At 61.4% G+C, this 22,169-nt stretch carries 15 protein-coding genes and 4 tRNA genes; 12 read left to right on the top strand and 7 right to left on the bottom strand.

What is annotated here, in order from left to right:
* The first annotated feature begins 37 nt into the window (after nt 1-37).
* Nucleotides 38-1,705, top strand: coding sequence for a glutamine--tRNA ligase/YqeY domain fusion protein (locus ACFW0B_RS13705; RefSeq protein ID WP_449148981.1), 1,668 nt, complete (start codon nt 38-40; stop codon nt 1,703-1,705).
* On the top strand, nt 1,705-3,090 hold the full coding sequence (gene cysS, locus ACFW0B_RS13700; protein WP_449148979.1) for a cysteine--tRNA ligase: 1,386 nt from the start codon (nt 1,705-1,707) through the stop codon (nt 3,088-3,090). Before ACFW0B_RS13705 ends, cysS begins: the two co-directional genes overlap by 1 nt.
* A 74-nt stretch (nt 3,091-3,164) precedes the next feature.
* Here cysS and folD read toward each other — a convergent pair whose 3' ends face one another.
* The gene (gene folD / locus ACFW0B_RS13695) at nt 3,165-4,019 is read right to left on the bottom strand and encodes a bifunctional methylenetetrahydrofolate dehydrogenase/methenyltetrahydrofolate cyclohydrolase FolD (RefSeq protein ID WP_449148977.1); all 855 of its coding nucleotides are present in this window, start codon (nt 4,017-4,019) and stop codon (nt 3,165-3,167) included.
* Nucleotides 4,020-4,282: 263 nt separating this feature from the next.
* Between folD and ACFW0B_RS13690 the strand changes: the two genes are divergently transcribed.
* From ACFW0B_RS13690 to ACFW0B_RS13645, 10 genes are all read left to right on the top strand, one after another.
* Nucleotides 4,283-4,359 (top strand) — tRNA-Arg (locus ACFW0B_RS13690).
* 34 nt (nt 4,360-4,393) lie between these two features.
* A tRNA-His gene (locus ACFW0B_RS13685) sits at nt 4,394-4,469 on the top strand.
* Between the two features lie 57 nt (nt 4,470-4,526).
* Nucleotides 4,527-4,611: transfer RNA gene (locus tag ACFW0B_RS13680), tRNA-Leu, on the top strand.
* Nucleotides 4,612-4,726: 115 nt separating this feature from the next.
* Nucleotides 4,727-4,802 (top strand) — tRNA-His (locus ACFW0B_RS13675).
* A gap of 251 nt (nt 4,803-5,053) precedes the next feature.
* Nucleotides 5,054-6,364 (top strand): trigger factor, encoded by a 1,311-nt coding sequence (gene tig, locus ACFW0B_RS13670; RefSeq protein ID WP_449148975.1) that lies wholly within the window; start codon nt 5,054-5,056, stop codon nt 6,362-6,364.
* A gap of 96 nt (nt 6,365-6,460) precedes the next feature.
* Entirely contained in the window at nt 6,461-7,102 is a 642-nt protein-coding gene (gene clpP, locus ACFW0B_RS13665) for an ATP-dependent Clp endopeptidase proteolytic subunit ClpP (RefSeq protein ID WP_449148973.1), read from the top strand.
* Nucleotides 7,103-7,211: 109 nt separating this feature from the next.
* Nucleotides 7,212-8,492, top strand: coding sequence for an ATP-dependent Clp protease ATP-binding subunit ClpX (clpX, locus tag ACFW0B_RS13660; RefSeq protein WP_449148971.1), 1,281 nt, complete (start codon nt 7,212-7,214; stop codon nt 8,490-8,492).
* Between the two features lie 133 nt (nt 8,493-8,625).
* Entirely contained in the window at nt 8,626-11,022 is a 2,397-nt protein-coding gene (lon, locus tag ACFW0B_RS13655) for an endopeptidase La (protein WP_449148969.1), read from the top strand.
* Between the two features lie 136 nt (nt 11,023-11,158).
* Nucleotides 11,159-11,431, top strand: a complete 273-nt coding sequence (hupB, locus tag ACFW0B_RS13650; protein WP_003087931.1) for a nucleoid-associated protein HU-beta — start codon at nt 11,159-11,161, stop codon at nt 11,429-11,431.
* A 212-nt stretch (nt 11,432-11,643) separates the two neighbouring features.
* Entirely contained in the window at nt 11,644-13,518 is a 1,875-nt protein-coding gene (locus ACFW0B_RS13645) for a SurA N-terminal domain-containing protein (protein WP_449148967.1), read from the top strand.
* A 244-nt stretch (nt 13,519-13,762) separates the two neighbouring features.
* On the opposite strand, the gene fabI is transcribed toward ACFW0B_RS13645, so the two are convergent.
* From fabI to ACFW0B_RS13615, 6 genes are read right to left on the bottom strand one after another with little or no spacing between them, the layout of a single operon-like run.
* Complete coding sequence (gene fabI / locus ACFW0B_RS13640; protein WP_449148965.1) at nt 13,763-14,557, bottom strand: enoyl-ACP reductase FabI; 795 nt, start codon at nt 14,555-14,557, stop codon at nt 13,763-13,765.
* Between the two features lie 20 nt (nt 14,558-14,577).
* The gene (locus ACFW0B_RS13635) at nt 14,578-16,185 is read right to left on the bottom strand and encodes an ABC transporter ATP-binding protein (protein ID WP_449148963.1); all 1,608 of its coding nucleotides are present in this window, start codon (nt 16,183-16,185) and stop codon (nt 14,578-14,580) included.
* A gap of 1 nt (nt 16,186) precedes the next feature.
* Nucleotides 16,187-17,206 (bottom strand): ABC transporter permease, encoded by a 1,020-nt coding sequence (locus tag ACFW0B_RS13630; RefSeq protein WP_449148961.1) that lies wholly within the window; start codon nt 17,204-17,206, stop codon nt 16,187-16,189.
* A gap of 2 nt (nt 17,207-17,208) precedes the next feature.
* Nucleotides 17,209-18,294 (bottom strand): microcin C ABC transporter permease YejB, encoded by a 1,086-nt coding sequence (locus tag ACFW0B_RS13625; RefSeq protein ID WP_449148959.1) that lies wholly within the window; start codon nt 18,292-18,294, stop codon nt 17,209-17,211.
* The gene (locus ACFW0B_RS13620; protein ID WP_449148957.1) at nt 18,295-20,142 is read right to left on the bottom strand and encodes an extracellular solute-binding protein; all 1,848 of its coding nucleotides are present in this window, start codon (nt 20,140-20,142) and stop codon (nt 18,295-18,297) included.
* Nucleotides 20,139-21,965, bottom strand: coding sequence for an extracellular solute-binding protein (locus ACFW0B_RS13615; RefSeq protein ID WP_449148955.1), 1,827 nt, complete (start codon nt 21,963-21,965; stop codon nt 20,139-20,141). Before ACFW0B_RS13615 ends, ACFW0B_RS13620 begins: the two co-directional genes overlap by 4 nt.
* Nucleotides 21,966-22,169: the final 204 nt, after the last annotated feature.

Here is a 22,169-nt window from a genome sequence, read left to right as displayed (position 1 = left end):
TACCCTGAGCCGCGCACCAGCTAGATCTAAGGACCCCATGAGCAAGCCAGAGACTCCCGCCGCTTCCAACTTCCTGCGCCAGATCGTTCAGGCGGATCTGGACGCCGGCAAGTACACCAAGATCGTTACCCGTTTCCCGCCGGAGCCCAATGGTTACCTGCACATCGGCCATGCCAAGTCGATCTGCCTGAACTTCGGCCTGGCCAAGGAGTTCGGCGGTGACTGCCACCTGCGCTTCGACGACACCAACCCGGCCAAGGAAGACCAAGAGTACATCGACGCCATCGAGAGCGACGTGAAGTGGCTGGGTTTCCAGTGGGCTGGCGATGTTCGTTATGCCTCCAGCTACTTCGACCAGTTGCATGAGTGGGCGATCGAGCTGATCAAGGCTGGCAAGGCGTTCGTCTGCGACCTGTCGCCGGAAGAAATGCGCGAGTACCGTGGCTCCCTCACCGAGCCGGGCCGGAACAGCCCCTTCCGCGACCGCTCCGTGGAAGAGAACCTCGACCTGTTCGCCCGCATGAAGGCCGGCGAGTTCCCGGATGGCAGCCGGTCGCTGCGCGCGAAGATCGATATGGCTTCGCCGAACATGAACCTGCGTGATCCGATCCTCTATCGCATCCGCCATGCCCACCATCACCAGACCGGTGACAAGTGGTGCATCTACCCGAGCTATGACTTCACCCATGGCCAGTCGGATGCCATCGAGGGCATCACTCACTCCATCTGCACCCTGGAGTTCGAGGATCACCGCCCGCTTTACGAATGGTTCCTGGACAACCTCCCGGTCCCGGCCCAGCCGCGCCAGTACGAATTTTCCCGCCTGAACCTGAACTACACCATCACCAGCAAGCGCAAGCTCAAACAGCTGGTGGACGAGGGTCACGTAAGCGGGTGGGACGATCCGCGCATGTCGACCCTGTCCGGCTATCGCCGCCGTGGTTACACCCCCGAGTCGATCCGCAACTTCTGCGAAATGATCGGCGTGAACCGTGCCAGCGGTGTGGTGGATATCGGCATGCTGGAGTTCAGCATTCGTGACCACCTGGACGCTACTGCGCCCCGCGCCATGTGCGTGCTGCGCCCCCTCAAGGTGGTGATCACCAACTATCCGGAAGGCCAGGTGGAAAACCTGGAGCTGCCACGCCACCCGAAAGTCGACATGGGTGTTCGCGTGCTGCCGTTCGCCCGCGAGCTGTACATCGATGCTACCGACTTCGAGGAAGTCCCGCCGGCCGGGTTCAAGCGCCTGGTCCCCGGTGGGGAAGTGCGCCTGCGTGGCAGCTACGTGATCCGCGCTGACGAAGCGATCAAGGATGCCGGCGGCAATATCGTCGAGCTCCGCTGCAGCTATGACCCGGATACCCTGGGCAAGAACCCCGAAGGTCGCAAGGTCAAGGGCGTGATCCACTGGGTACCGGCTGAAGGTAGCGTGGAATGCGAAGTACGCCTGTATGATCGCCTGTTCCGTTCGGCGAATCCGGAGAAATCGGAAGAGGGCGGCAGCTTCCTCGACAACATCAATCCGGACTCCCTGCAGGTGCTGACTGGCTGCCGTGCCGAGCCGTCGCTGGCCCAGGCCCAGCCGGAAGATCGTTTCCAGTTCGAGCGTGAAGGCTATTTCGTTGCCGATCTGAAGGACACCCAGCCGGGCAAGCCGGTGTTCAACCGTACCGTGACCCTGCGTGACTCCTGGGGCCAATGATGACGCTGTCGATCTACAACACCCTCAGCAAGACCAAGGAACCGCTGCGGCCGCTGGTCGGCAACCAGGTGCGCATGTATGTCTGCGGCATGACGGTCTATGACTTCTGCCACATCGGCCATGCCCGCGTGATGGTGGCCTTCGACGTGGTGGCGCGCTGGCTGCGTCATCGTGGCTACGACCTTACCTACGTGCGCAACATCACTGACATCGATGACAAGATCATTCGTCGCGCCAATGAGAACGGAGAACCGTTCGAGGCGCTGGTGGAGCGCATGATCGCGGCGATGCATGAGGACGAGGCGCGTCTCTGCGTGCTGCGTCCGGATATCGAGCCGCGTGCCACCGGCCACATCGCCGGTATGCACGAGATGATCCAGACCCTGATCGACAAGGGCTTTGCCTATGCCCCGGGCAACGGCGACGTCTACTACCGCGTCGGCAAGTTCGAAGGCTACGGCAAGCTGTCCCGCCGCAAGATCGACGAACTGAAGATCGGTGCGCGCATCGAGGTGGACGAGATCAAGGAAGACCCGCTGGACTTCGTGCTCTGGAAAGGCGCCAAGCCGGGTGAGCCGAGCTGGGATTCGCCGTGGGGGCCGGGGCGGCCGGGCTGGCACATCGAGTGCTCGGTGATGTCCACCTGCTGCTTGGGCGAGACCTTTGATATCCATGGCGGCGGTCCGGACCTGGTGTTCCCGCACCACGAGAACGAGATCGCCCAGAGCGAGGCGGCCACCGGCAAGCTCTACGCAAAATCCTGGATGCACGCCGGCGCTGTGCGTGTGGATGGCGAGAAGATGTCCAAGTCCCTTGGCAACTTCTTCACCATTCGCGAGGTGCTGGAGAAGTATCACCCCGAGGTGGTGCGCTACCTGCTGGTGTCCAGTCACTACCGCAGCCCGATCAACTACTCCGAAGAGAGCCTGAGGGAAGCCAAGGGCGCCCTGGAGCGTTTCTATCACGCGTTGCGCGGGCTCCCTGATGCGGCTCCTGCGGGCGGCGAGGCCTTTGTCGAGCGTTTTGCCGCGGCCATGGACGATGACTTCAACAGTCCGGAGGCCTGCGCCGTGCTCTTCGAGATGGTGCGCGAAGTGAATCGCCTGCGTGACAGCGATCTTTCCGCTGCGGCTGCCCTGGCGGCGCAGCTCAAGGCGCTGGCCGGCCTGCTTGGCGTGCTGCAGCTGGAGCCGGACGCCTTCCTGCGTGCCGGTGCCGAGGGTAGGGTGGATGCTGCCGAGGTCGAGGCGCTGATCCAGGCGCGCCTGCAGGCGCGTGCGGAGAAGAATTGGGGCGAGTCCGACCGTATCCGCGATCAGCTCGCCGCAATGGGAGTGGTGCTCGAAGACGGAAAAGGCGGTACTACCTGGCGTCTTGCCGACTGAGTTTGCTCAGTCGGATTCGCTTGATAAAAAAGGCCGCTGGATGCGGCCTTTTTTAATTCCTTTGGCAATTTGCCTCAGGTGTGGAGCGTTTCGGCTGCGTAGAGGGTGTTCTCCAGCAGGCAGGCGCGGGTCATGGGGCCGACACCGCCCGGGACCGGGGTAATCCAGCTGGCGCGTTGTTCGGCGACGTCGTACTCCACGTCGCCCACCAGCTTGCCGTCTTCCTGGCGGTTGATGCCGACGTCAATGACGATGGCGCCGGGCTTGATCCACTCGCCCTTGACCAGGCCAGGCTTGCCTGCGGCCACTACCACCAGGTCGGCGTTGGCCACATGGTCAGCCAGATCCTTGGTGAAGCGGTGAGTAACGGTCACGGTGCAGCCGGCCAGCAGCAGCTCCAGTGCCATGGGGCGGCCCACGATGTTGGAAGCGCCCACGATCACGGCGTTCATGCCGTAAAGGTTCGCACCGGTGCTTTCCAGCAGGGTCATGATGCCCTTGGGCGTGCAGGGGCGCAGGAGGGGGATGCGCTGGGCCAGGCGGCCGACGTTATAGGGGTGGAAGCCATCCACGTCCTTGTCGGGGTGGATGCGCTCCAGCAGTTGCGACGCATCAAGGTGCTCCGGTAGCGGCAGCTGGACCAGGATGCCGTCGATGGTCGGGTCTTCATTGAGGCGATCGATCAGCGCCAGCAGTTCGGCCTGGCTGGTGCTGGCGGGCAGGTCATGGGCCCGGGAGAGAAAGCCGACTTCCTCGCAGTCCTTGCGCTTGTGGGCGACGTAGACCTGGGAGGCGGGATCGCTGCCGACCAGGATCACGGCGAGGCCGGGAACGCGGAGTCCTTGCTGGCGGCGCTCGGCGACACGTTGGGCTATCTGCTGGCGGAGGCGGGCGGCGATCGTTTTGCCGTCGATCAGTTGTGCGGTCATGACGCTAGATTAACCATCGGGAAGGGCTAAAAAGGGCGCGTATTCTCGCATGGAGGGGCGGTCGGGCAAAGGCGGGTGGTCTGCATTTTGTCCTGGTGACTATATCTTTCTGATTTTTTTAAATTTTCCTGTTGACGCTGGGTGGGGCCGGCTTTAACATGCGCCCCGCTTGTCGAGCACAGCCTGTCGCTGGGTAAGACGGCCAAGGCGAATCCAGGTGATTCAACCTAAGCCGAAGCTTTATAGTCTGCATGCAGATATAAGCGCCCGTAGCTCAGCTGGATAGAGCATCCGCCTTCTAAGCGGATGGTCGCAGGTTCGAGTCCTGCCGGGCGTGCCATTAGGCACATTTGGCACAAGCAGTGCGCAATATGGTGGGCGTAGCTCAGTTGGTAGAGCACAGGATTGTGGCTCCTGGTGTCGTGGGTTCGATTCCCATCGTCCACCCCATATTCGAGAAAGCGCCAGGCACTGTGCCTGGCGTTTTCGTTTCAGGCGCTGTCTCTCGCGGACGTGGTGGAATTGGTAGACACACTGGATTTAGGTTCCAGCGCCGCAAGGCGTGAGAGTTCGAGTCTCTCCGTCCGCACCATGATGTTCGAGCCATGCTGGACAGTAGGTGTTCCGCGGGTTTCTGGCGATTCCGGTTGTAAAGCGGTGGCTTCAGTGCTTCCGCGGTCGATGGCAGTCGGCAAATGCGTAATATGGTGGGCGTAGCTCAGTTGGTAGAGCACAGGATTGTGGCTCCTGGTGTCGTGGGTTCGATTCCCATCGTCCACCCCATATTCATGAAAGCGCCAGGCTCTTAGCCTGGCGTTTTCATTTCTGGCCTGTGGTCAGGTGTGGCCGGCTTCTTCCGTCGTGGAAAATCAGGTCGTTGCCTGCCCCGAAACATCCTGATTTCTCTTTGTTCTATTCCGTCGATTTGCCGGCGCTTTCTGGCGGGTGACTTCTGTAAATCGACCCACTAGAATGCATGCCCTTGATTCTGGGGCCGGAACGCCCGGCTTATGTCTGTGCAACGAGGATTATCCATGCAAGTTTCTGTAGAAAGCACCTCCGCTCTTGAGCGCCGCATGACCATCGGCGTGCCTGCCGAGCGCGTCGAGAACGAAGTGACCAAGCGCCTGCAGCAGACTGCCCGCCGCGCCAAGGTCGCCGGCTTCCGCCCGGGCAAAGTGCCGATGAGCGTCATTCGCCAGCGTTTCGAGGACTCCGCTCGTCAGGAAGTCCTGGGCGACCTGATCCAGTCTTCCTTCTATGAAGCTGTTGTCGAGCAGAAGTTGAACCCGGCTGGCGCCCCTGCCGTTGAGCCGAAAGTGTTCGAGAAGGGCAAGGACCTGGAATACATCGCCACCTTCGAAGTATTCCCCGAGTTCCAGGTTGCCGGCTTCGAAGGCATCGCCATCGAGCGTCTGCAAGCCGAAGTTGGCGACGCCGACGTCGACAACATGCTGGACATCCTGCGCAAGCAGAACACCCGTTTCGAAGCCGTTGAGCGTGCCGCCGAGAATGGCGACCAGCTGAACATCGATTTCGTCGGCAAGATCGACGGCGAAGCCTTCGCCGGCGGTTCCGCCAAGGGCACCCTGCTGGTCCTGGGCTCCGGCCGTATGATCCCGGGCTTCGAAGAAGCCCTGGTTGGCGTCAAGGCTGGCGAAGAGCGCGTGATCAACCCGACCTTCCCGGCTGACTACCAGAACCTGGACCTGGCGGGTAAGACCGCTGAGTTCACCGTGACCGTGAACAGCGTTTCCGCTCCGCAACTGCCGGAACTGAACGACGAGTTCTTCTCCCTGTTCGGTATCAAGGAAGGCGGTCTGGAAGGCTTCCGTGCCGAAGTTCGCAAGAACATGGAGCGCGAGCTGCGCCAGGCTACCAAGTCCAAGGTGAAGAACCAGGTGATGGACGGCCTGCTGGCTGCCAACCCGGTTGAAGTACCGAAGGCCCTGATCGCCAACGAAGTGAACCGTCTGCGCGTCCAGGCCGTTCAGCAGTTCGGCGGCAACATCAATCCGGAGCAACTGCCGGCTGAACTCTTCGAGGAGCAGGCCAAGCGTCGCGTTGTCCTGGGTCTGATCGTTGCTGAAGTGGTCAAGCAGTTCGAGCTGAAGCCCGATGAGGCCCGCGTGCGTGAGCTGATCGAAGAGATGGCTTCTGCTTATCAGGAGCCGGAGCAGGTAGTGGCCTGGTACTACAAGAACGACCAGCAACTGAACGAAGTCCGTTCTGTTGTGCTGGAAGAACAAGTTGTAGATACTGTCCTGCAGAAGGCCAACGTAACCGACAAGTCGGTTTCCTACGAAGAGGCAGTCAAGCCGGCAGAAGCTCCGAAAGCCGACTGATTGTTCCACCTCGTTCGAGTACACCATAAGCCAGCCTCCGCGCTGGCTTATGTGTCTTTGAGACATGACTATCCAATTAGGGAGTGATCGCAGGACATGTCCCGCAATTCTTTCGTGCAGCAAATGCCAGACATCCAAGCCGCCGGTGGCCTGGTGCCGATGGTGATTGAGCAGTCCGCCCGTGGCGAGCGTGCTTATGACATCTATTCGCGCCTGTTGAAGGAGCGCGTGATCTTCCTGGTCGGCCCGGTCGAAGACTACATGGCCAACCTGGTAGTGGCGCAGCTGCTGTTCCTCGAGGCCGAGAACCCCGACAAGGACATCCAGCTCTACATCAACTCCCCGGGCGGTTCGGTAACCGCTGGTATGTCGATCTACGACACCATGCAGTTCATCAAGCCTGACGTTTCCACCCTCTGCATCGGTCAAGCGTGCAGCATGGGTGCGCTGTTGCTGGCTGGTGGCGCTGCGGGCAAGCGTTACTGCCTGCCGCACTCGCGCATGATGATTCACCAGCCGTTGGGCGGTTTTCAGGGCCAGGCGTCGGATATCGAGATTCACGCCCGTGAAATCCTCACCATCCGCGAGCGCCTGAACAAGATCCTGGCCGACCACTGTGGCCAGCCGATCGACGTCATCGCCCGCGACACCGACCGTGACAACTTCATGAGTGGCGACGAGGCAGTCAAATACGGCCTTATCGACCAAGTGCTCAACAGGCGCCAGATCGCGGGCTAAGCCCATCCGCACGACCACGGCCGGAGAATACCCGGCCGTTTCGCGGGGTTGAAAATGCCCGCATTTGCCTTCATCTTGTGTTTCACGCCTACCCGATTGGATCGATCGAATGACTGACACCCGCAACGGCGAGGACAACGGCAAGCTGCTTTATTGCTCCTTCTGCGGCAAAAGCCAGCACGAAGTGCGCAAACTGATTGCTGGTCCCTCCGTATTCATCTGCGACGAGTGCGTCGACCTGTGCAACGACATCATCCGTGAGGAGGTGCAGGAAGCCCAGGCCGAAAGCAGTGCGCACAAACTGCCCGCACCCAAGGAAATCCGCACCATCCTCGACCAGTACGTGATTGGCCAGGAGCGTGCGAAGAAGGTGCTTGCGGTAGCGGTGTACAACCACTACAAGCGTCTTAACCAGCGCGATAGGAAAGATGACGTCGAACTGGGCAAGAGCAACATCCTGCTGATCGGCCCCACCGGCTCCGGCAAGACCCTTCTGGCTGAAACCTTGGCACGACTGCTCAACGTACCGTTCACCATTGCTGACGCCACCACCCTCACCGAGGCTGGCTACGTTGGTGAGGACGTCGAGAACATCATTCAGAAGCTGTTGCAGAAGTGTGATTACGACGTCGAAAAGGCCCAGATGGGCATCGTCTACATCGACGAAATCGACAAGATTTCCCGCAAGTCCGACAACCCGTCCATCACCCGTGACGTATCGGGCGAAGGCGTGCAGCAGGCCTTGTTGAAACTGATCGAAGGCACCGTTGCCTCGGTACCGCCGCAAGGTGGGCGCAAGCACCCGCAACAGGAATTCCTGCAGGTCGATACCCGCAACATCCTGTTCATTTGCGGCGGCGCCTTCGCCGGCCTGGAGAAGGTGATCCAGAACCGCTCCACCCAGGGCGGAATCGGCTTCAACGCCGAAGTTCGCAGCAAGGAGCTCGGTAAGAAGGTGGGTGAAGCTCTCCGCGAAGTGGAACCGGAAGATCTGGTGAAATTCGGCCTTATTCCGGAGTTCGTAGGCCGCCTGCCGGTCATCGCCACCCTCGACGAGCTGGACGAGGCTGCCCTGATGCAGATCCTCACCGAGCCGAAGAACGCGCTGACCAAGCAGTACGCCAAACTGTTCGAAATGGAGGGCGTTGACCTCGAGTTCCGTCCGGATGCGCTGAAAGCCGTCGCCCATCGGGCGCTGGAGCGCAAGACCGGTGCTCGTGGCCTGCGTTCCATTCTCGAAGGTATCCTGCTCGATACCATGTATGAGATTCCCTCTCAAACAGATGTAAGCAAGGTAGTCATCGACGAAAGTGTCATCGAAGGATCGTCCAAGCCTCTGTTGATCTACGAGAACAACGAGCAGCCTGCCAAGGCGGCGCCTGACGCTTGATGAAACAAAGGGGCCTGCGGGCCCCTTTGTATTTCCTGCCTCAAAGCTTGTTTTTTCCCTGGCCTAACCCCATCTTAGGGCCAAGGGTTTTCCCATCTGTTTACGGCCTGAGGGCCGCCGTAGAGCTGACACCATGAATACGACTGCCGAATTACCTCTCCTGCCATTGCGCGATGTCGTGGTTTATCCGCACATGGTCATCCCGCTGTTCGTAGGGCGCGAGAAATCCATCGAGGCTCTCGAAGCGGCAATGACGGGGGACAAGCAGATCCTCCTGGTTGCCCAGAAGAACCCGGCCGATGACGATCCAGGAGAAGATGCCCTGTATCGCATGGGTACCGTCGCCACCGTGCTGCAACTGCTCAAACTGCCGGACGGCACCGTGAAGGTGCTGGTCGAGGGCGAGCAGCGCGGTTCCATTGAGCGATTCATCGAGGTTGACGGCCATTGCCGTGCTGAGGTCAGCCTGGTCGAGGAGGTCGATGCGGGTGAGCGCGAGTCCGAAGTATTTATTCGTAGCCTGCTCAGCCAGTTCGAACAGTACGTACAGCTGGGCAAGAAAGTGCCCTCCGAAGTTCTTTCTTCGCTGAACAGCATCGATGAGCCGGGCCGCCTGGTGGACACCATGGCCGCTCACATGGCACTGAAGATCGAGCAGAAGCAGGAAATCCTCGAACTGACCGAACTTTCCGAGCGCGTCGAGCATGTCCTGGCTTTGCTGGATGCAGAGATCGACCTGTTGCAGGTCGAGAAGCGAATCCGTGGCCGCGTCAAAAAGCAAATGGAGCGCAGCCAGCGCGAGTACTACCTGAATGAGCAGATGAAGGCCATTCAGAAAGAGCTCGGCGATATCGACGAAGGTCACAACGAAGTCGAGGAGCTGAAGAAGCGTATCGACAACGCTGGCCTGACCAAGGAAGCGCTGGCCAAGGCCACCGCCGAACTGAACAAGCTGAAACAGATGTCGCCGATGTCCGCTGAAGCGACCGTGGTGCGTTCCTACATCGATTGGCTGGTCAATGTGCCGTGGAAGGCCGAGAGCAAGGTTCGCCTGGATCTGGCAAAGGCCGAGGATATCCTCGATGCCGACCACTACGGCCTGGAAGAGGTCAAGGAACGTATCCTTGAATACCTCGCCGTGCAGAAGCGCGTTAAAAAGGTCAAGGGCCCGGTGCTTTGCCTGGTTGGACCGCCCGGCGTCGGCAAGACCTCGCTGGCCGAGTCCATCGCTCGTGCCACCAACCGCAAGTTCGTGCGCATGGCTTTGGGTGGGGTGCGTGACGAGGCCGAGATCCGCGGCCACCGCCGTACTTACATCGGCTCCATGCCGGGGCGTCTGATCCAGAAGATGACCAAGGTCGGCGTGCGCAACCCGCTGTTCCTTCTCGATGAAATCGACAAGATGGGCAGTGACATGCGCGGTGATCCGGCATCGGCATTGCTGGAAGTGCTTGATCCCGAGCAGAACCACAACTTCAACGACCACTATCTGGAAGTCGACTACGACCTCTCGGATGTGATGTTCCTCTGCACCGCCAACTCCATGAACATTCCGGCCCCTCTGCTGGATCGCATGGAAGTGATCCGGCTGCCGGGTTACACCGAGGACGAGAAGGTCAATATCGCGGTCAAATACCTCGCGCCCAAGCAGACCAAGGCCAACGGCCTCAAGAAGGGCGAACTGGAGTTCGACGAAGCGGCCATCCGCGACATCATTCGTTACTACACCCGCGAAGCTGGTGTGCGCAGCCTCGAGCGCCAGCTCGCCAAGGTCTGCCGCAAGGCCGTGAAGGAGCACGCGCGTGAGAAGCGCTTTGCGGTTCAGGTCACCGCCGAATCGCTCGAGCACTATCTCGGTGTTCGCAAGTACCGTTACGGACTGGCCGAGCAGCAGGATCAGATCGGCCAGGTGACTGGTTTGGCCTGGACCCAGGTCGGTGGCGAACTGCTGACTATCGAGGCGGCGGTCGTTCCCGGTAAGGGCCAACTGACCAAAACCGGTTCGCTGGGCGACGTGATGGCCGAATCCATCACCGCAGCTCTGACGGTGGTGCGCAGCCGCGCGAAGAGCCTGGGTATTCCGGCCGATTTCCACGAAAAGCGCGACATCCATATCCATATGCCGGAAGGCGCCACTCCGAAGGATGGTCCGAGTGCCGGTATCGGTATGTGTACTGCCCTGGTTTCTGCCATGACGCAGATTCCGGTTCGTGCCGATGTGGCCATGACGGGGGAAATTACTCTGCGCGGACAGGTACTCGCGATTGGTGGCCTGAAAGAGAAATTACTGGCCGCACATCGTGGTGGAATCAAGACCGTGATCATTCCCGAAGAGAATGTGCGTGATCTGAAAGAAATTCCCGAAAATATCAAGCAAGACTTGGTGATTAAACCAGTTAAATGGATTGACGACGTCCTGCAAATTGCGCTGCAATACGCCCCGGAGCCCTTGCCCGATGCGGCTCCGGAGATGGTTGCAAAGGATGACAAGCGCGAGACTGATTCCAAGGAGCGAATCAGCACGCATTAGCCGGGGGGCTTCCTTGACACATTTTTCGAGCCCTTGTTATAAGAGCGGCTCTTATGTGTCAGCAGGCCATCCAGCACCCGCTTTGCTTACACCAAACAACTAAGAAACAACTCAACAGAAATAAGGGGACTTAAGAGTGAACAAGTCGGAACTGATCGATGCTATCGCCGCATCTGCTGACATCCCGAAAGCTGTAGCCGGCCGCGCGCTGGACGCAGTTATCGAATCCGTTACTGGCGCTCTGAAGGCTGGTGACTCCGTAGTGCTGGTTGGCTTTGGTACTTTCGCTGTCAAAGAGCGTGCCGCTCGTACTGGCCGCAACCCGCAGACTGGCAAGCCGATCAAGATCGCTGCTGCCAAGATCCCTGGCTTCAAGGCTGGCAAAGCTCTGAAAGACGCCGTCAACTAAGCGTCTTTCGGGCTCTGCCCGACCGGGCCGGGTTCAGTCTGGCCCGATAGTGGAGTGGTGGAAGGGAAGGGTTACTTCCTACCGCTGGAGAGTTCGAATCTCAGACTCCGCAAGCTACGAGAAGGCGCATCCTTGGATGCGCCTTTCTCATATTCGGATACTCTACCCGCGTTACTCGGTTGTGATCCCATGCAACCGTTTCTGGGGGACCCATGCTGCAGAACATACGGGACAATTCACAGGGGTGGATTGCCAAAACCATAATTGGCGTCATCATCATGCTGTTGGCGCTGACCGGCTTCGACGCCATCTTCAATGCCACCAGCAATCGCCAGAACGCGGCTGAGGTCAACGGTGACGAAATCACCCTGGACCAGCTGAGCGAAGCTGTGAACATGCAGCGCCGTCAGCTGCAACAGCAACTGGGCAAGGACTTCGATGCTTCCCTGCTGGACGACAAGCTGCTGCGCGAAGCCGCATTGAAAGGCCTGATCGAGCGCAAGCTCCTGCTGCAAAGTGCTGAGAATGCCAATTTCGCCTTCTCGCAGAGCGCCATTGACCAGCTCATTCTGCAGACGCCGGAATTTCAGGTGGACGGCAAGTTCAACGCCGACCGCTTCGACCAGGTCATTCGCCAGATGAACTACAACCGCCTGCAGTTCCGTCAGATGCTGGAGCAGGAAATGCTCATCGGCCAACTGCGCGCCGGTCTGGCCGGCAGCGGTTTCGTGACTGATGCTGAAGTTGAAGCCTTCGCCCGCCTGGAAAAGCAGACCCGCGATTTCGCGACCCTGACAATCAAGGCCGATCCGGCTTCGGTCAGCGTTTCCGACGACGAGGTCAAGGCGTACTACGACGGTCACGTCGATCAGTTCATGAGCCCCGAGCAGGTGGTGATCGAGTACGTCGAACTGAAGAAGTCTGCCTTCTTCAGCCAGGTCGAAGCCAAGGATGAAGACCTCCAGGCCCAGTACCAGAAAGAGATCAGCAACCTTGCCGAGCAGCGTCAGGCCGCCCACATCTTGGTGGAGGTCAGTGACAAGCTGAACGAAGAGCAGGCCAAGGCCAAGATCGAGCAGATCAAGCAGCGCCTGGACAAGGGCGAGGACTTCGCTGCCCTGGCCAAGGAGTTCTCCGACGATTCCGGCTCCGCAGCCAACGGCGGCGACCTCGGTTTCGCGGGTCCTGGCGTCTACGAGCCCGCGTTCGAAGAGTCGCTGTACGCGCTGAAACAGGGCGAAGTTTCTGCTCCGGTGCGTACCCAGTACGGCTGGCACCTGATCAAGCTGCTGGGCGTGCAGGCACCTGAGGTGCCGAGCTTCGAGAGCCTGAAGCCGAAGCTGGAGCATGACATCAAGGCCCAGCAGGTCGAGCAGCGCTTCGTCGAGGTGAGCAAGGAGCTGGAAGATGCCGCATTCGAGGCGTCTGATCTTGCCCAGCCGGCCCAGGAACTGAATCTGGAAGTGAAGACCAGCGCACCCTTCGGTCGTGAAGGTGGTGAAGGCCTGACTGCCAATCGCCAGGTGCTCCAGGCTGCCTTCAGCCCGGAAGTGCTGGAAGACGGCGCCAACAGCTCGGCCATCGATCTGGACCCGGATACTGTCGTCGTCCTGCGCGTGAAAGAGCACAAGAAGCCTGAACAGCTGGCACTGGACAAGGTCAGCGACAGTATTCGCCAGCATCTGCAGGGCCAGAAGGCCAGCGAAGCCGCCAAGACCAAGGGCGACGCCCTGATCGCCAGCCTGCGCGAAGGCAAGACTCCGGTCGAGCAGGCGGAGGATGGTCAGTCTTGGCAGGTGGTGGAAGCCGCGACTCGCAGCCAGGAAGGCGTTGACCCTGTGCTGCTGCAGGCGCTGTTCCGCATGGCCAAGCCGGCCGCGGCCGACAAGCCGGAGTTCGCCGGCGTGAAGCTGAACAACGGCGATTACGTGGTAGTCCGCCTGAACGGTGTGAATCAGCCGGAAGAGAAGCTCTCCGAGCAGGAAAAGGCGATGTACCGCCGCTTCCTGGCCTCGCGCAGTGGCCAGCAGGACTTCGCTGCGTTCCGTCGCCAGCTGGAAGAAAAGGCGAAGATAGAACGCTTCTGATCGACTCGTTGAAGAAAAGGCCGCTTATGCGGCCTTTTCATTTTGGGTGACCAGGAATCTGCAGGGGAAACATGGTTCCGTCGCCCGGATGAGCTCCAGGGAAAATCCCATCGCCGCGTCCGGGATTCATCCGGGATACGATTTGCCTGCGGGAGATTCAATTGCGAATAAATTCGCCCCCCACAGGAACATCGCCCACAAAAAAGCCCGCACATGAGTGCGGGCCTTTTCGTCAGGGCCACTATCAGTCTTCGATATTGCCCATGGCGGTGGTGTTGAAGCCGCCGTCGACGTACAGGATTTCGCCGCTGATGCCCGAAGCCAGGTCGGAGCAGAGGAAGGCGCCGGCGTTGCCGACTTCTTCGATGGTCACGTTGCGGCGCAGGGGGGTCTGCTTTTCGTTGGCGGCGAGCATCTTGCGGAAGCTCTTGATGCCGGAAGCGGCCAGGGTGCGGATCGGGCCGGCGGAGATAGCGTTGACGCGGGTGCCTTCCGGGCCGAGGCTGCCGGCCAGGTAACGGACGCCGGCTTCCAGGCTGGCCTTGGCCATACCCATGACGTTGTAGTTCGGCATGGTGCGCTCGGCGCCCAGGTAGGACAGGGTCAGCAGGCTGCCGTTGCGGCCCTTCATCATTTCGCGACCGGCCTTGGCCAGGGCCACGAAGCTGTAGGCGCTGATGTCGTGGGCGATGCGGAAGCCTTCGCGAGTGGTGACTTCGGTGAAGTCGCCGTCCAGTTGGTCACCCGGGGCGTAGCCTACGGAGTGCACGATGCAGTCCAGGCCATCCCACTTCTTGCCCAGGGCCTCGAAGACCGCGGCGATTTCTTCGTCCTTGGCCACGTCGCAGGGGAAGCAGAACTCGGCGCTGGAACCCCAGCTCTCGGCGAACTCTTCCACGCGGCCTTTCAGTTTTTCGTTCTGATAGGTGAAGGCGAGCTCGGCGCCTTCGCGGTGCATGGCTGCAGCGATGCCCGATGCGATGGACAGTTTGCTGGCTACGCCAACGATCAGTACGCGCTTACCGGCGAGAAAACCCATGTGCTTTCATCCTCTTCTGGTTAATGGGCAGTTTCCGGAGCCAGGAATGCGGCTTCCAGCAACTGCTTCGTATAGCTGTGCTGTGGGGCGGCGAAGATGGCATCGGCCGGACCCTGTTCGACCACCTGTCCGTGCTTGATCACCATCAACTGGTGACTCAGTGCCCGGACCACCGCCAGATCATGGCTGATGAACAGGTAGGTCAGGTCGTACTTGGTCTGTAGCCTGCGCAATAACTCCACCACCTGGCGCTGAACCGTCCGGTCGAGCGCGGAAGTGGGCTCGTCCAGCAGGATCAGTGCCGGTTTCAGCACCAATGCGCGGGCAATGGCAATCCGCTGCCGCTGCCCGCCGGAAAACTCGTGGGGGTAGCGGTGCCGGGTTTCCGGGTCCAGTCCTACCTCCAGGAGCGCGTCGATGATGGCCTGTTCCTGCTCCGCCTCGGTGCCGATGCGGTGGATCCGCAAGCCCTCGCCGACAATGTCGCCCACGCACATGCGCGGGCTGAGACTGCCGAAGGGGTCCTGGAAGACCACCTGCATCTGCCGCCGGAATGGCCGCACCTCACGCTGCGACAGTCCATCCAGGGCTTCACCCTGGAAGCGGATACCGCCGCGACTGCCCAGCAGCCGGAGGATCGCCAGGCCCAGTGTGGACTTGCCGGAGCCGCTTTCGCCCACGATGCCCAGGGTCTGGCCCTGGGGCAGGCTGAAATTGACACCGTCCACGGCCTTGACATGATCCACGGTGCGCCGCAGCAGCCCTTTCTTGATCGGGAACCACACGCGCAGGTCTTCGACCTCCAGCAGTGGCGCCCCCACGGGGTTCTCCGCTGGCCGGCCGGAAGGCTCGGCGCCGAGCAGTTCCCGGGTGTAGGGATGCTGTGGTGCGTGGAACAGCTCATCACACGACGCTTGTTCGACGATGCAACCGCGCTGCATGACACATACGCGATGCGCAATTCGCCGAACCAGGTTCAGGTCGTGGCTGATAAGCAGCAGCGCCATGCCCAGTCGGGCCTGCAATTCCTTGAGCAGCTCAAGGATTTTCAGCTGCACGGTGACGTCCAGCGCCGTAGTGGGTTCGTCGGCGATCAGCAGCTCCGGCTCGTTGGCCAGCGCCATGGCGATCATCACCCGCTGCCGCTGTCCGCCGGAAAGCTCGTGGGGATAGGCCTTCAGCCGCTTGTGCGGGTCAGGAATGCCGACCAGCTCCAGCAGGTCCAGGGTGCGCTTGGTGGCGGCCTTGCCGGTCAGGCCCTTGTGCAGGGCGAGCACCTCGTTGATCTGCTTTTCGATGCTGTGCAGCGGGTTCAGTGAGGTCATGGGCTCCTGGAAGACCATGGCGATGCGGTTGCCACGAATGCCGCGCAGCTTGGCTTCAGGCAGCTTCAGCAGGTCCTTGCCCGAATAGTTGATGCTGCCGCTCGGGTGGCGGGCCAGCGGGTAGGGCAGCAGCCGCAGGATGGAGTGCGCGGTGACCGATTTGCCGGAGCCGCTTTCGCCCACCAGCGCAAGGGTTTCGCCCTTGCGGATGTCGAAGCTGACGCCTTCGACCACGCGATGGACCTTTTCGCCGGTGACGAACTCGACAGCGAGGTCGCGGATTTCAATCAGGTTCTCGCTCATCTCATTTCCTCGGGTCGAAGGCATCGCGCGCGGCTTCGCCGATGAACACCAGCAGGGTCAGCATGGCCGCCAGCACCAGGAAGGCGGAGATGCCCAGCCAGGGCGCCTGCAAGTTGGACTTGCCCTGGGCCACCAGCTCTCCAAGGGAAGGCGCCCCCGGCGGCAGGCCGAAGCCGAGGAAGTCCAGCGCGGTGAGGGTGCCGATGGCGCCGGTGAGGATGAACGGCATGAAGGTCATGGTGGAGACCATGGCGTTGGGCAGGATGTGGCGGAACATGATGGCGCCGTTCTGCATGCCCAGCGCGCGCGCGGCGCGCACGTATTCCAGGTTGCGGCCGCGCAGGAACTCGGCGCGCACCACGTCCACCAGGCTCATCCAGGAGAACAGCAGCATGATGCCCAGCAGCCACCAGAAGTTCGGCTGCACGAAGCTGGCGAGGATGATCAGCAGGTAGAGCACCGGCAGGCCGGACCAGATCTCCAGGAAGCGCTGTCCGGCAAGGTCTACCCAGCCACCATAGAAGCCCTGCAGGGCGCCGGCGATCACGCCGATGATGGAGCTCAGCAGGGTCAGGGTCAGGGCGAACAGCACGGAAATACGGAAGCCGTAGATGACCCGTGCCAGGACGTCGCGGCCCTGGTCGTCGGTGCCGAGCCAGTTGTCCGCCGAGGGCGGCGCGGGGGCCGGCACCTTGAGTTCGTAGTTGATGGTGTCGTAGCTGAACGGGATGGGCGCCCAGATCATGCTGCCGCCCTTGGACTCGATGAGTTCGCGGATGTAAGGCGTCTTGTAGTTGGCTTCCAGGGGGAATTCGCCACCGAAGGTGGTTTCCGGATAGCGCTTGAGGATGGGGAAATACCATTGGTCGTCATAGCTCACGGCCAGCGGCTTGTCGTTGGCGATCAGCTCGGCGCCCAGGCTCAGGACGAAGAGGATCAGGAACAGCCAGAGCGACCACCAGCCGCGCTTGTTGGCCTTGAAGCGCTGGAAGCGCCGCTGGTTGATGGGGGAGAGTGCCATGCTCAACCCTCCCGGCTTTCGAAGTCGATGCGCGGATCGACCAGGGTATAGGTGAGATCGCCGATCAGTTTCACGAGCAGTCCCAGCAGGGTGAAGATGAAGAGCGTGCCGAACACCACGGGATAGTCGCGGTTCAGCGCAGACTCGAAGCTCAGGAGGCCCAGGCCGTCGAGGGAGAAGATCACCTCGATCAGCAGGGAGCCGGTAAAGAACATACCGATGAAAGCTGCCGGGAAGCCGGCGATGATCAGTAGCATCGCGTTGCGGAACACGTGACCGTAGAGCACGCGGTGTTCCGACAGGCCCTTGGCGCGGGCGGTGATCACGTACTGCTTGTTGATCTCGTCGAGGAAGCTGTTCTTGGTCAGCAGGGTGAGGGTGGCAAAGTTGCCGATCACCAGGGCGGTCACCGGCAGGGCCAGGTGCCAGAAGTAGTCGAGGATCTTGCCAGTCAGGCTCAGCTCGTCGAAGTTGTTCGAGGTGAGCCCGCGCAGGGGGAACCAGTCGAAGTAGCTGCCGCCGGCGAAGAGCACGATCAGCAGGATGGCGAACAGGAAGGCCGGAATGGCGTAGCCGACGATGATCGCCGTGCTGCTCCAGACGTCGAAGGCACTGCCGTGGCGCACCGCCTTGGTGATGCCCAGCGGAATGGACACCAGATACATGATCAGGGTGCTCCAGAGCCCGAGGGAAATGGACACCGGCATCTTCTCGATGATCAGGTCGGTGACCTTGGCGTCACGGAAGAAACTGGTGCCGAAATCCGCCTTCAGGTAGTTGCTGATCATCAGCCAGAAGCGCTCGGGCGCCGGCTTGTCGAAGCCGTACATCTTCTCGATCTCGGCCACCAGTTCCGGGTCCAGGCCCTGCGCGCCACGGTAGTTGGAGCCGGCTGTGGCAACCTCGGCGCCGCCGCCGGAAATGCGTCCGGTAGCCCCGCCCGCTGCGGCGTCGAAGCCTTCCAGCTTGGCGATCATCTGCTCCACCGGGCCGCCGGGGGCGGCCTGGATGATGATGAAGTTGATCAGCAGAATGCCGAACAGGGTAGGAATGATCAGCAGCAGTCGACGCAGTATGTAGGCGAGCATTTACTGGGCATCCGGCGCGGAGGTGGGTTGCTCGGGCTGGCTTGCAGCTTCCGTGCCCGGTTCCTGCCACCAGGTCATCAGGCCGAAGTCGTAGAGCGGCGTGTGCTGCGGGCGCTGGAGCTGCTTCCAGTAGGCTACGCGGTAGGTGTCCACGTAGTAGTTCGGCACCACGTAGTGCCCCCACAGCAGCACGCGGTCAAGTGCGCGGGCGTGCTTGATCAGGCTCTGGCGCGAGTCGGCGCGGATCAGGCCTTCGACCAGCTTGTCGATGGCCGGGTCGCGCAGGCCGATGAAGTTGCGGCTGCCGGCGCTGTCGGCGCTGCGCGAATGCCAGAACTCCATCTGTTCGTTGCCCGGCGAATTGGACTGGCCCCAGGTGGCGGGAATCATGTCGAAATCGCGGGAGCGCAGGCGGTTGATGTACTGGGAAACATCCACGCGGCGGATCTGCAGGTCGATGCCCAGCTCCGCCAGGTTGCGCTTGAAGGGCAGGATCACCCGCTCCAGGTTGGCCTGGGCGATGAGGAACTCGAAGGCCAGCGGCTTGCCGTCGGGGCCGACCATCTTGTCGTTCTCGATCTTGTAGCCGGCCTCCATGAGCAGCTGGTAGGCGCGGCGCTTCTGCTCGCGGATGATGCCGCTGCCATCGCTGACCGGCGGCCGGAACACCTGGGTGAAGACTTCCTCCGGCACCTGGCCTTTCAGCGGTTCGAGGATCTTCAGTTCCTCGGCATCGGGCAGCTCGTGGGCGGCCATTTCCGAGTTCTCGAAGTAGCTGCTGGTGCGCTTGTAGGAGCCGAAGAACAGCTGCTTGTTGGCCCATTCGAAGTCGAACAGCTGGGCGATGGCCTCGCGTACGCGGCGGTCCTGGAATAGCGGCCGGCGAATGTTGAAGGCGAAGCCCTGCATGCCGGTGGGGTTATGGTTCGGGATGGCTTCTTTGACAATCTTGCCGGAGCGCAGGGCGGGGCTGTCGTAGCCGGTGGCCCAGTCCTTGGCGGAATATTCCAGGTTGAAGTCGAACTGCCCGGCCTTGAAGGCTTCCAGGGCTACCGACATGTCGCGGTAGTAATCCACCGTGATGACGTCGAAGTTGTAGTAGCCGCGGGTCACCGGCAGGTCCTTGGCCCACCAGTCCTTGACCCGCTCGTAGCGGATCGAGCGGCCGGCATCCACCTTGGTGATGCGGTAGGGGCCACTTCCCAGCGGCGGCTCCAGGCCGGTCTTGCCGAAGTCGCGGCCGTCCCAGTAGTGCTTGGGCAGCACCTGGATCTGGCCGAGGATCAGCGGCAGCTCGCGGTTGCCGGTGTGCTTGAAGTCGAAGCGTACGCGCTGCTTGTCCTCGGCCTCTACCTTGGCGACGTCTGCGTAGTAGTGGCGGTACATCGGATCGCCGTGCTCGACCAGGATGTTGAAGGTGAAGACCACGTCTTCGGCGGTCACCGGCTGGCCGTCGTTGAAGCGTGCCTTGGGGTTCAGGTGGAAGCGCACGTAGCTGTTGTCCGGCGCCTTCTCGATCTTCTCCGCCAGCAGGCCATATTCGGTGAAGGGCTCGTCGGGGGAGTGGAAGGTCAGGCTGTCGTAGATCAGGCCGAGCTGGTCCGCCGAGTTGCCGCGCGGAATGAAGGGGTTGAGGCTGTCGAAGCCGCCGACGCCGGACAGGCGCAACACGCCGCCCTTGGGGGCGTCCGGGTTGACCCAGGAGAAGTGCTTGAAATCGGCCGGGTACTTGGCCGGTTCGTCGTAAAGGGTGATGGCGTATCTGGGCTCGGCGATGGCGAGTCCGGCCAGGGACAGCAGTAGGGCGCCACAGCCTTGCAGGCAGCGGGTGCGCAGCGTTTTGCTCATCGGGCGTTCTCCGTGGGCTTCAGCCACCAGGCGCGCAGGCCAAGCGTATAGGGCGGCGTGGTGACGAAGGCGAACCGGTTGCGGTACGCCAGGCGGTGATAGTTGATGTACCAGTTGGGGATGCTGTAGTGCTCCCAGAGCAGGATGCGGTCCAGGGCGCGCGTGGCGGCCAGCTGCTCGTCGCGGTTCTGGGCGCCGAGGAGCTTGTCGATCATTTCGTCGGCCACCGGGTTGGCGACGCCCGCGTAGTTCTTGCTGCCTTTCACGCCCACCTGGCTGGAGTGGAAGTACAGGTATTGCTCCAGGCCGGGGCTCAGGGTCTGTGCCAGGGTCATCAGGATCATGTCGTAGTCGAAGTGGTCCAGGCGCTGCTTGTACTGGGCGCGGTCCACCGTGCGCAGGCTGACGTCGATGCCGATGCTGGCGAGGTTTTCGCGATAGGGCTGGAGGATGCGTTCAAGGTTCGGGTTGACCAGCAGGATTTCGAATCGCAGCGGCTGGCCTCGATCGTTCAGCAGCCTTTGGCCGGACAGCTTCCAGCCAGCCTGCGCCAATAGACCGAGGGCGCGGCGAAGGGTTTCCCGCGGGATGCCGCGTCCCTCGGTGGTGGGCACCTGGAACGGCTGGGTGAAGAGCGCTTCCGGCAGCGCCTTGCGGTGCGGTGACAGCAACAGCCACTCGTGCCCTTCGGGCTTGCCCACGGCGCTGAACTCGCTGTTCGGGTAGTAGCTGGTTGCGCGCATGTAGGCGTTGTTGAACAGGGTGCGGTTGGTCCACTCGAAGTCGAACATCAGCCCCATCGCTTCGCGCACCCGGCGGTCGCTGAACACGGCGCGGCGGGTGTTCATGAACAGCGCCTGGGTCTGCGTTGGAATCTGGTGCGGAATCTCGGCGCGGATCACGTCCCCCCTGGCGATGGCCGGGAAACGATAGCCGTTGGCCCAGTTCTTTGCCTGGTGTTCGATGTAGAAGTCGAATTCGCCCGCCTTGAAGGCTTCGAAGGCGACATTGCTGTCGCGGTAGAACTCCACCTCGACCCGGTCGAAGTTGTACTTGCCGCGATTGACCGGCAGTTTCTCGCCCCACCAGTCCTTGACCCGTTCGAACACCAGGCCGCGCCCCGGTCGGACCTGGGTGATGCGGTAGGGGCCGCTGCCGAGCGGCGGCTCGAAGGTGGTGGCCTTGAAGTCGCGATCCTTCCAGTAATGCTGGGGCAGCACCGGCAGCTCGCTGAGACGCAGGATCAGCAGCGGATTGCCGGCGCGCTTGAGTACGAAGCGGATGCGGTGGCGGTTGAGGATGTCGACCCGCTTCACTTCCTGCAGGCTGGTGCGGTACTGCGGGTGGCCATTATTGACCAGGGTGCGGTAGGAGAAGGCCACGTCATAGGCGGTGATCGGCTTGCCGTCGTGGAACCGGGCTTCCTCGCGCAGGTTGAATACCACCCAGCTGCGGTCTTCGCTGTACTCGACGCTTTTCGCGATCAGGCCGTAGCTGGAGGCCGGCTCGTCGCCGGAAGGGTCGTACTGGCCGGTGCCCACCATCAGTGGCTCGTTCAGCTCGGTCACGCCGTATTGCAGGAAGTTGGGCGTGGAAACGGGGCTGGTGCCCTTGAAGGTGTAGGGGTTGAGGGTATCGAAGGTGCCGAATGCCATGACCCGCAGGGTGCCGCCCTTAGGGGCGTCGGGGTTGACCCAGTCGAAGTGGTCGAAGTTGGCCGGATATTTCAGCGTGCCGAACTGGGCGTAGCCGTGGCTCTCGATAAGGCTGGCGAAACAGGGTTGAGCCAGCAGGCCGATGAGCATGAGAACAAGGCGACGCATCAGGCGGAGGTCCCATCCATGGCAATTGTGTCGGACATGTGGGCGCTGGCCTCGCTGGCGGAATCGCGCGGGCGCCGGGCCAGCGAAATCGTGTTGGAAGTCACGCGCCGCAGGTGTCGGCGGTAACGGCTGGCAAGTACAGTAACAGCTTGTACAGGCAAGAAAAAAGGGCCAGCCTGCGCGTGACTGGCCAGCATTCTGGCC

The organism is Metapseudomonas phytobenefica (genome assembly GCF_043392685.1).
Lineage (GTDB): Bacteria > Pseudomonadota > Gammaproteobacteria > Pseudomonadales > Pseudomonadaceae > Metapseudomonas.
The sequence above is the reverse complement of the archived record's forward strand: the minus strand, read 5'-3'. Positions and strand labels throughout refer to the sequence as shown.

Excerpts from the sequence above, each read along its gene's own strand:
- folD (WP_449148977.1), bottom strand. The coding sequence starts at position 4,019 with ATGACCGCACAACTGATCGACGGCAAAACGATCGCCGCCCGCCTCCGC.
- ACFW0B_RS13620 (WP_449148957.1), bottom strand. The coding sequence starts at position 20,142 with ATGAGCAAAACGCTGCGCACCCGCTGCCTGCAAGGCTGTGGCGCCCTA.
- ACFW0B_RS13705 (WP_449148981.1), top strand. The coding sequence starts at position 38 with ATGAGCAAGCCAGAGACTCCCGCCGCTTCCAACTTCCTGCGCCAGATC.
- ACFW0B_RS13615 (WP_449148955.1), bottom strand. The coding sequence starts at position 21,965 with ATGCGTCGCCTTGTTCTCATGCTCATCGGCCTGCTGGCTCAACCCTGT.
- lon (WP_449148969.1), top strand. The coding sequence starts at position 8,626 with ATGAATACGACTGCCGAATTACCTCTCCTGCCATTGCGCGATGTCGTG.
- ACFW0B_RS13625 (WP_449148959.1), bottom strand. The coding sequence starts at position 18,294 with ATGCTCGCCTACATACTGCGTCGACTGCTGCTGATCATTCCTACCCTG.
- cysS (WP_449148979.1), top strand. The coding sequence starts at position 1,705 with ATGACGCTGTCGATCTACAACACCCTCAGCAAGACCAAGGAACCGCTG.
- ACFW0B_RS13635 (WP_449148963.1), bottom strand. The coding sequence starts at position 16,185 with ATGAGCGAGAACCTGATTGAAATCCGCGACCTCGCTGTCGAGTTCGTC.
- fabI (WP_449148965.1), bottom strand. The coding sequence starts at position 14,557 with ATGGGTTTTCTCGCCGGTAAGCGCGTACTGATCGTTGGCGTAGCCAGC.
- clpX (WP_449148971.1), top strand. The coding sequence starts at position 7,212 with ATGACTGACACCCGCAACGGCGAGGACAACGGCAAGCTGCTTTATTGC.
- tig (WP_449148975.1), top strand. The coding sequence starts at position 5,054 with ATGCAAGTTTCTGTAGAAAGCACCTCCGCTCTTGAGCGCCGCATGACC.
- clpP (WP_449148973.1), top strand. The coding sequence starts at position 6,461 with ATGTCCCGCAATTCTTTCGTGCAGCAAATGCCAGACATCCAAGCCGCC.
- ACFW0B_RS13630 (WP_449148961.1), bottom strand. The coding sequence starts at position 17,206 with ATGGCACTCTCCCCCATCAACCAGCGGCGCTTCCAGCGCTTCAAGGCC.
- ACFW0B_RS13645 (WP_449148967.1), top strand. The coding sequence starts at position 11,644 with ATGCTGCAGAACATACGGGACAATTCACAGGGGTGGATTGCCAAAACC.